Origin of the sequence: Micromonospora maritima, from assembly GCF_902825405.1 — a bacterium.
GTDB classification, from domain to species: domain Bacteria; phylum Actinomycetota; class Actinomycetes; order Mycobacteriales; family Micromonosporaceae; genus Micromonospora; species Micromonospora maritima.
Genome location: NZ_CADEAU010000273.1, coordinates 1 through 7,312 on the forward strand (window position 1 = coordinate 1; position 7,312 = coordinate 7,312).

A 7,312-nucleotide genomic window follows, 5' to 3' on the forward strand; every position below is an offset into this window, starting at 1 on the left:
GGCCGTAGCGGCGGGCGACCGGGGCGAACAGCGCGCCGCCGGCCAGCGCGCCGACCGCGATGCCGGTGCTGTGCAGGCCGGCGACCGCGGCGGTGGTGCCCTGTTCGTCGCGGAGCAGCGGTACGACCGGGCCGAACCCGTAGAGGAAGAAGCCCCAGAGACCGAGCTGGGAGTAGGTCAGCCAGGTGATCCGGTCACGGGTGAGGCGGGGCACCGGCCTTACGCTACGCGCGCCCGGCCGGCACCCCGCCCCAGGTGAGAGGCAGCTCTCCCCGGGTGTTATGAGGGGGCCCTTCCTCTACCGAATGCGTTAATAGGGGGCCCCTCCTTTCACCTCACGCTGCGGGCGAACTGGCGGGCGGCCCAGACCACGCCGGCCACGGCGAGCACCGTGATGATCGCCAGCCCCTGCCAGACCTTGTCGTTGCCCAGGTCGCCGCCGAAGAGCGCGCGGGTGCCGTCGACGGCCCAGGAGAACGGGTTCCACCTGGCCACGCCCTGGAGCCAGCCGGGGGCGAAGGTGAGCGGCAGCAGGATGCCGGAGAGCAGCAGCACCGGCTGGGCGACCGTGTTCATCAGCGGGGCGAGCGCGTCCTCGCTCTTGACCTTGAGCGCGACGCCGTAGGAGACGGCCGAGGTCATCAGCGCGATCAGGGCGAGCATCAGGTACGCCAGCAGCAGGTAGCCGATGAAGACGCGCAGGTCGAACAGGAGCGCCAGCAGCGTGATGATGACCGCCTGGGCGATCAGCGAGACCACGTCGCGCAGCGAGCGGCCGAGCAGCAGGGCGAGGCGGCTGACCGGGGTGACCCGGGAGCGTTCGATCACCCCGGCGCGCAGCTCGGCGATCAGGCCGAAGCCCTGGAACAGGCCGCCGAAGATGGCCAGCAGCACGAGCAGGCCGGGCACGAAGATCTTGTACGCGGCGGCCTGCGTGGGCGCGTTCAGGGCCGGCTTGAGCAACGGGGCGAAGAGCAGCAGGTACATCACCGGCTGGAAGACGCCGACGAAGACCCAGACCGGGTTGCGCAGTAGCAGTTGCGCCTGGCGCTGGAAGATCAGCCAGGTGTCGCGGGCGAGTTTCATGACAGTCTCTCCGGGGGTCAGGACTCGCGCAGCGAGCGGCCGGTCTTGGTGAGAAAGACGTCGTCGAGGCTGGGTCGGTGCAGCTCGATCGAGCGCAGCTCCACCCCGGCGTGGTCGAGGCGGCGCAGCACCTGCGGGATGGCGACCGCGCCGTCGTCGACGTAGAGACGCAGGCCGCCCTCGTCGGCGGTCTCCAGCTTGGTCACGTACGCCTCGGTGTCGAGCAGTTGCGCGGCGTGCGGGGTGGTCGCGGCGTCCAGGCCGACGATCACCACCTCGCCGGAGATCTCGCGCTTCAGCTCGGCCGGGGTGCCCTCCGCGACCACCTCGCCGTGGTCCATGATCGCGATCCGGTCGCAGAGCGCGTCGGCCTCGTCGAGGTAGTGCGTGGTGATGAAGACGGTCATCCCCTCGGTGCGCAGCCGCCGGATCTCGTCCCACATGTGCGCGCGGCTCTGCGGGTCGAGACCGGTGGTCGGCTCGTCCAGGAAGACGATCTTCGGCTCGTGGATGATGCCGAGCGCGATCTCGACCCGCCGACGCTGGCCGCCGGAGTAGGTCTTGCACTTGCGGTCGGCGTACTCGGTGAGCTGGAACGCGTCGAGCGCGCGGGTGGCACGTCGCTGCGCGTCGGCCTTGGAGATGCCGTAGAGGCGGGCCTGGAGCACCAGCTCCTCGCGGGCGGTGGACTCGTCCCAGGTGCTGCCGCCCTGGGGCACGTAGCCGATCCGCCGGCGCACGCCGGCCGGGTCCTTGCGCAGGTCGGCGCCCGCGACGGTGGCCTGGCCGCCGTCCGGCTCGATGAGGGTGGCGAGCATCCGGAGCGTGGTGGTCTTGCCGGCGCCGTTGGGCCCGAGGAAGCCGAAGATCTCCCCCTCGGCGACGTCGAGGTTGACGCCACGGACCGCGTCCACGGTCTTCGTCTCGCGACCCGCGCGGGAGCGGAACGACTTCCGCAGCCCCCTGGTCTCGATCATTTCTGCTCCTGGTCGTCCGGGCCGGACGTGACCGGCCGCCGATCGTCCGCGGGGAGGACGCACGACTCCCCTGCGGCTCCTGCCGAGGCTAACGCGATATAGCTCTTTTAGTCAACGTTGATTATTTCGTGTCCCCATCGCTCCAGCCCGACCAACCCTCCGCCTGTTCCATGCCGGCGGGGAGGTAGGACACCCCGGACTCGATCCGCTCCGCGATCCGCTCGCACCAGGCGGTCTCCGCCTCGGCCCGGGCCAGCCACAGCTCGAACATCCACCCGACGTGCACCGGCTTGCGGTTGCGCACCCAGTCGGAGTCCAACGAGGCGCGCATCGACTCGACGCCGGCACGCAGCAGGTTGGCCCGGTTGCGCAACGCCGCCGCGGCCTCCTCCCGGGGCATCGCCGGCAGGAACGAGAACGCCGCCACGAACGGGTCCGGCGACTCCTGGACCTGCCACCACTGGGCCCGCAGCAACGTCTCGAACTCGTCGTCACCCTTCGCGGTCACCTCGTACGTGGTGCGGGCCGGGCGCGCGCCCACCTGCTCGACCGACACGGTCCGCAGCAGCCCCTCGTCGGTCAACTTGCGCAACGCGTGGTAGATCGAACCGGGCTGGATGTTGGCCCATTTGTCCGCACTCCAACTCAGCAGCTCCCGGCGCACGTCGTAGCCGTGCACCGGCTGCATCCACCTGACCAGGCCAAGAATCATCATCCGCGTCGCCGACACGGGACAAGCGTAATAGCCAAGTTTGACTACAGTGCCACATCCCACACTGAGCGATCGTTAGGGCCGGCATGCCGGCCGATACACTCCCGGCATCGACCTCCCGGGAGGAGCCCCCAAGGTGCGCAAGGTTCTCATCGCCAACCGCGGCGAGATCGCCGTCCGCGTCATCCGCGCCTGCCGCGACGCCGGCCTGGCCAGCGTCGCCGTCTACGCGGACTCCGACCGGGACGCCCTGCACGCCACGCTCGCGGACGAGGCGTACGCGCTCGGCGGCGACACCGCGGCCGACAGCTACCTGCGCATCGACAAGCTCATCGACGTGGCCGCGCGCGCCGGCGCCGACGCGGTGCACCCCGGCTACGGCTTCCTCTCCGAGAACGCCGACTTCGCCCAGGCCGTCATCGACGCCGGGCTGACCTGGATCGGGCCCACCCCGCAGGCGATCCGCGACCTCGGCGACAAGGTGACCGCCCGGCACATCGCGCAGCGGGCCGGCGCGCCGCTGGTGCCCGGCACCCCGGACCCGGTCGCCAACGCGGACGAGGTGATGGCGTTCGCCGTCGACCACGGCCTGCCGGTGGCCATCAAGGCGGCCTTCGGCGGCGGCGGGCGCGGCCTCAAGGTCGCCCGCACCATGGAGGAGATCCCGCACCTGTTCGAGTCGGCCACCCGCGAGGCGGTCGCCGCGTTCGGCCGGGGCGAGTGCTTCGTCGAGCGCTACCTGGACCAGCCGCGCCACGTCGAGGCGCAGGTGCTGGCCGACCAGCACGGCAACGTGATCGTGGTGGGCACCCGCGACTGCTCGCTCCAGCGCCGGCACCAGAAGCTCGTCGAGGAGGCCCCCGCACCGTTCCTCACCGACGCCCAGCGCGCACAGATCCACGACAGCGCGAAGGCGATCTGCCGGGAGGCCGGCTACCACGGCGCCGGCACGGTGGAATACCTGGTCGGCGCGGACGGCACCATCTCGTTCCTGGAGGTCAACACCCGGCTCCAGGTGGAGCACCCGGTGACCGAGGAGACCGCCGGCATCGACCTGGTGCGCGAGCAGTTCCGCATCGCCGACGGCGAGAAGCTGCGCATCACCGAGGACCCGACGCCGCGCGGCCACGCCATCGAGTTCCGGATCAACGGCGAGGACCCGGGCCGCAACTTCCTGCCCGCCCCGGGCACGGTCACCGCGCTGCGGCTGCCGTCCGGCCCGGGCGTCCGGGTGGACACCGGCATCTCGGCCGGCGACGTGATCGGCGGCAACTTCGACTCGCTGCTGGCCAAGGTGATCATCGTCGGCGAGACGCGTACCGAGGCCCTGGAGCGGGCCCGCCGGGCGCTCGACGAGATGGTGGTCGAGGGCATGGCCACCGCGCTGCCCTTCCACCGCCTGGTGGTCCGCGACGAGGCGTTCACCGCCGAGCCGTTCACCGTGCACACCCGGTGGATCGAGACGGAGTTCGACAACACCGTCCCGGCCTTCACCGCCGCCGCCGGCGCCGCCGAGGCCCCGGCCGAGCGCGAGACCGTCGTGGTCGAGGTGGGTGGCAAGCGGCTGGAGGTCGTCCTCCCCGCCGGCCTCGGCACGGGTACGGCGACCGCCGCGCCCGCCGCGAAGAAGCCGGCCCGGCGTGCGGGCGGGGGCAAGGCCGGCGCCGCGGTCGGCGGCGACACGCTCACCTCCCCGATGCAGGGCACCATCGTCAAGATCGCCGTGGCCGACGGCGACACGGTCGCCGAGGGCGACCTGGTCGTGGTGCTGGAGGCGATGAAGATGGAGCAGCCGCTGCACGCGCACAAGGCCGGCACGGTGAGCGGGCTGGCCGCCGAGGTGGGTGCCGTGATCACCTCCGGCGCCGCGATCTGCACCATCGCCTGAGGCGTAAGGCGCGGGGCCGGGTGGTCCTTGCCACCACCGGGGGCGGGAGTGCGCTCGGGCGGCAATGATGTCCGGGTGCGGTTCCTTCATGGCGCGGTCCCCGCGCACGACCTGACCTACAACGACGTCTTCATGGCGCCCAACCGCTCGGAGGTGGGCTCCCGACTCGACGTCGACCTGTCCTCCGGCGACGGCACCGGCACCACCATCCCGCTGGTGGTGGCGAACATGACCGCGGTGGCCGGCCGGCGGATGGCCGAGACGGTGGCCCGGCGCGGCGCCGTCGCGGTGATCCCGCAGGACATCCCGATCGAGGTCGTGGCCAACGTCGTCGGCTGGGTCAAGCAGCGGCACCTGGTGCACGACACCGCGATCACGCTCGGCCCGACCGACACCGTCGGCGACGCCATCCACCTGCTGCCCAAGCGCTCGCACGGCGCGGTGGTCGTGGTCGACGCGGACGGCCGTCCGATGGGCGTGGTGACCGAGGCGGACACCGTCGGGGTGGACCGCTTCGCCCAGCTGCGGCACGTCATGTCCACCGAGCTGCACACCGTGCCGGCGGACGCGGACCCGCGTACCGGATTCGACAGGTTGTCGGCGGGCCGTCGGCGGCTCGCGCCGGTGGTGGACGGCGAGGGCCGCCTGGTCGGCGTGCTGACCCGGCAGGGCGCCCTGCGCGCCACGCTCTACCGGCCGGCGGTGGACGACCGGGGCCGGCTGCGCATCGCCGCTGCGGTGGGCATCAACGGCGACGTCACCGGCAAGGCCGCCGCGCTGCTGGAGGCCGGGGTGGACACGCTCGTGGTGGACACCGCGCACGGCCACCAGGAGCGGATGCTCCAGGCGCTGCGGGCGGTACGCAAGCTCGACCCCGGCGTGCCGGTCGCGGCCGGCAACGTGGTCACCGCGGACGGCGTACGCGACCTGGTCGAGGCCGGTGCCGACATCGTGAAGGTCGGCGTCGGGCCGGGCGCGATGTGCACCACCCGGATGATGACCGGCGTGGGTCGGCCGCAGTTCTCCGCCGTGCTCGACTGCGCCGCGGCGGCCCGCTCGCTGGGCCGGCACGTCTGGGCCGACGGCGGCGTCCGGCACCCGCGGGACGTGGCGTTGGCGCTCGCCGCCGGGGCCTCGAACGTGATGATCGGCTCCTGGTTCGCCGGCACCTACGAGTCCCCCGGCGACCTCTACACCGACGCCGACGGCCGGCGCTACAAGGAGAGCTTCGGCATGGCCTCGTCGCGTGCGGTGAGCGCCCGGACCGCCGAGGACAGCGCGTTCGACCGGGCCCGCAAGGCGATCTTCGAGGAGGGCATCTCCTCGGCCCGGATGTACCTGAACCCGAACCGCCCGGGCGTCGAGGACCTGATCGACGAGATCATCTCCGGGGTACGCAGCGCGTTCACCTACGCGGGCGCGCGCAGCCTGGAGGAGTTCCACGAGCGGGCGCTGGTCGGCGTGCAGAGCGCCGCCGGCTACACCGAGGGCATGCCGCTGCCGACCAGTTGGTGACCGTTCAGGAGAAGAGCCGGCCGACCACCGCACGGGCGGCCGGCTCCGGGTCGGCGCCCACCCGGGTGGGCAGGGCGCCGGCCAGCCACAGCTCGGCGAAGCCGTGCGCGATCGACCAGGCGGCCAGCGCGTCCACGTCCGGCTCCCGGCCGGTGTGCCGGGACACCCCGCCGCGCAGCAGTTCCCCGGTCCGCTCCCGGGCGGCCACCAGGTCCGGGTCGTCGGCCCGGTAGAGGTCCGGCCGGAACATCACCTCGAAGTGCGCGCGGTGCCGGACCGCGAAGACGACGTACGCGACGCCGCTCTCCCGGAAGTCGTCCCCCGCACCCCGCAGCGCCTCGCCGAGCCTGTCGAACCCCTGGGTCGCGAGCGCGGTGAGCAGCCCCGCCTTGTCGCCGAAGTGGTGCGCGGGCGCCGCGTGCGAGACGCCGGCCCGGCGGGCGAGGTCGCGCAGGCTCAGCGCGGCCGGGCCGGATTCGGCGATCGCCTCCACCGCGGCGTCCAGGAGCGCCCGGCGCAGGTCCCCGTGGTGGTAGGAGCGGGAGGACGTCATGGACCCAGCCTAACTTGTCATTGACAAGATGGCATCAGCGGCGGCAATCTTGTCAGCGACAAGATTGGACGTCGGAGGGATCTCCCGTGGCACCCCTGATCGCACTCCTCGCCGGCACCGCCGTGGCCCGGATCGCCGGTCTGCTCGGCGTCGGCGCGCTCGACGGCTGGCATCCCGCGCTGCGGGTCGGCCTGGCCCTGATGTTCCTGCTGACCGGCACCGCCCACTTCGCGTCCCGGCGCGCGGACCTGGTGGCGATGGTCCCGCCGGCGCTGCCCCGACCGGACCTGCTGGTCACGCTGACCGGCGTGCTGGAAATCGGCGGCGCGGTCGCCCTCCTGCCGCCGGCGACCGCGCGCTGGGCGGCCGCCGGCCTGGCGCTGCTGATGCTGGCCATGTTCCCGGCCAACGTCTCGGCCGCCCGTCGCCGGCTGACGCTGGCCGGCCGACCGGTAACCCCACTCCCCGCACGGACGGCGCTCCAGCTCGTCTTCCTGGCCGCCGCGCTCGCGGTCGCCCTGGGCGGCTGACCACCCCCTCGGCCGCGCCCGGAGAGCGGGCCCGGGTCGGCCGGCACGCCC

The 7,312-nt window shown here is 72.8% G+C and carries 7 protein-coding genes and 1 pseudogene; 3 read left to right on the forward strand and 5 right to left on the reverse strand.

Going from position 1 to position 7,312, the window contains the following annotated elements; genetic code table 11:
• From HUW36_RS21385 to HUW36_RS21400, 4 genes and pseudogenes are all read right to left on the reverse strand, one after another.
• Positions 1 to 214 (reverse strand): annotated as a pseudogene (locus HUW36_RS21385) (MFS transporter); the annotation flags it as partial.
• Between the two features lie 116 nt (positions 215 to 330).
• On the reverse strand, positions 331 to 1,086 hold the full coding sequence (locus HUW36_RS21390) for an ABC transporter permease (RefSeq protein WP_174529799.1): 756 nt from the start codon (positions 1,084 to 1,086) through the stop codon (positions 331 to 333).
• 17 nt (positions 1,087 to 1,103) lie between these two features.
• On the reverse strand, positions 1,104 to 2,063 hold the full coding sequence (locus tag HUW36_RS21395) for an ATP-binding cassette domain-containing protein (RefSeq protein ID WP_174529800.1): 960 nt from the start codon (positions 2,061 to 2,063) through the stop codon (positions 1,104 to 1,106).
• 121 nt (positions 2,064 to 2,184) lie between these two features.
• Positions 2,185 to 2,778, reverse strand: a complete 594-nt coding sequence (locus tag HUW36_RS21400) for a PadR family transcriptional regulator (protein ID WP_174529805.1) — start codon at positions 2,776 to 2,778, stop codon at positions 2,185 to 2,187.
• Positions 2,779 to 2,911: 133 nt separating this feature from the next.
• On the opposite strand from HUW36_RS21400, the gene HUW36_RS21405 reads away from it, so the two are divergent.
• Both HUW36_RS21405 and HUW36_RS21410 read left to right on the forward strand, forming a co-directional pair.
• Positions 2,912 to 4,663 (forward strand): acetyl/propionyl/methylcrotonyl-CoA carboxylase subunit alpha, encoded by a 1,752-nt coding sequence (locus tag HUW36_RS21405; protein WP_174529801.1) that lies wholly within the window; start codon positions 2,912 to 2,914, stop codon positions 4,661 to 4,663.
• A 75-nt stretch (positions 4,664 to 4,738) separates the two neighbouring features.
• Positions 4,739 to 6,178 (forward strand): GuaB1 family IMP dehydrogenase-related protein, encoded by a 1,440-nt coding sequence (locus tag HUW36_RS21410; protein WP_174529802.1) that lies wholly within the window; start codon positions 4,739 to 4,741, stop codon positions 6,176 to 6,178.
• Between the two features lie 4 nt (positions 6,179 to 6,182).
• On the opposite strand, the gene HUW36_RS21415 is transcribed toward HUW36_RS21410, so the two are convergent.
• Positions 6,183 to 6,731 carry a TetR/AcrR family transcriptional regulator gene (locus HUW36_RS21415; RefSeq protein WP_174529803.1) on the reverse strand — a complete coding sequence of 183 codons (549 nt, stop codon included), beginning with the start codon at positions 6,729 to 6,731 and terminating at the stop codon, positions 6,183 to 6,185.
• Between the two features lie 86 nt (positions 6,732 to 6,817).
• Between HUW36_RS21415 and HUW36_RS21420 the strand changes: the two genes are divergently transcribed.
• The gene (locus HUW36_RS21420; protein WP_174529804.1) at positions 6,818 to 7,261 is read left to right on the forward strand and encodes a DoxX family protein; all 444 of its coding nucleotides are present in this window, start codon (positions 6,818 to 6,820) and stop codon (positions 7,259 to 7,261) included.
• The last annotated feature ends 51 nt before the right edge of the window (positions 7,262 to 7,312 follow it).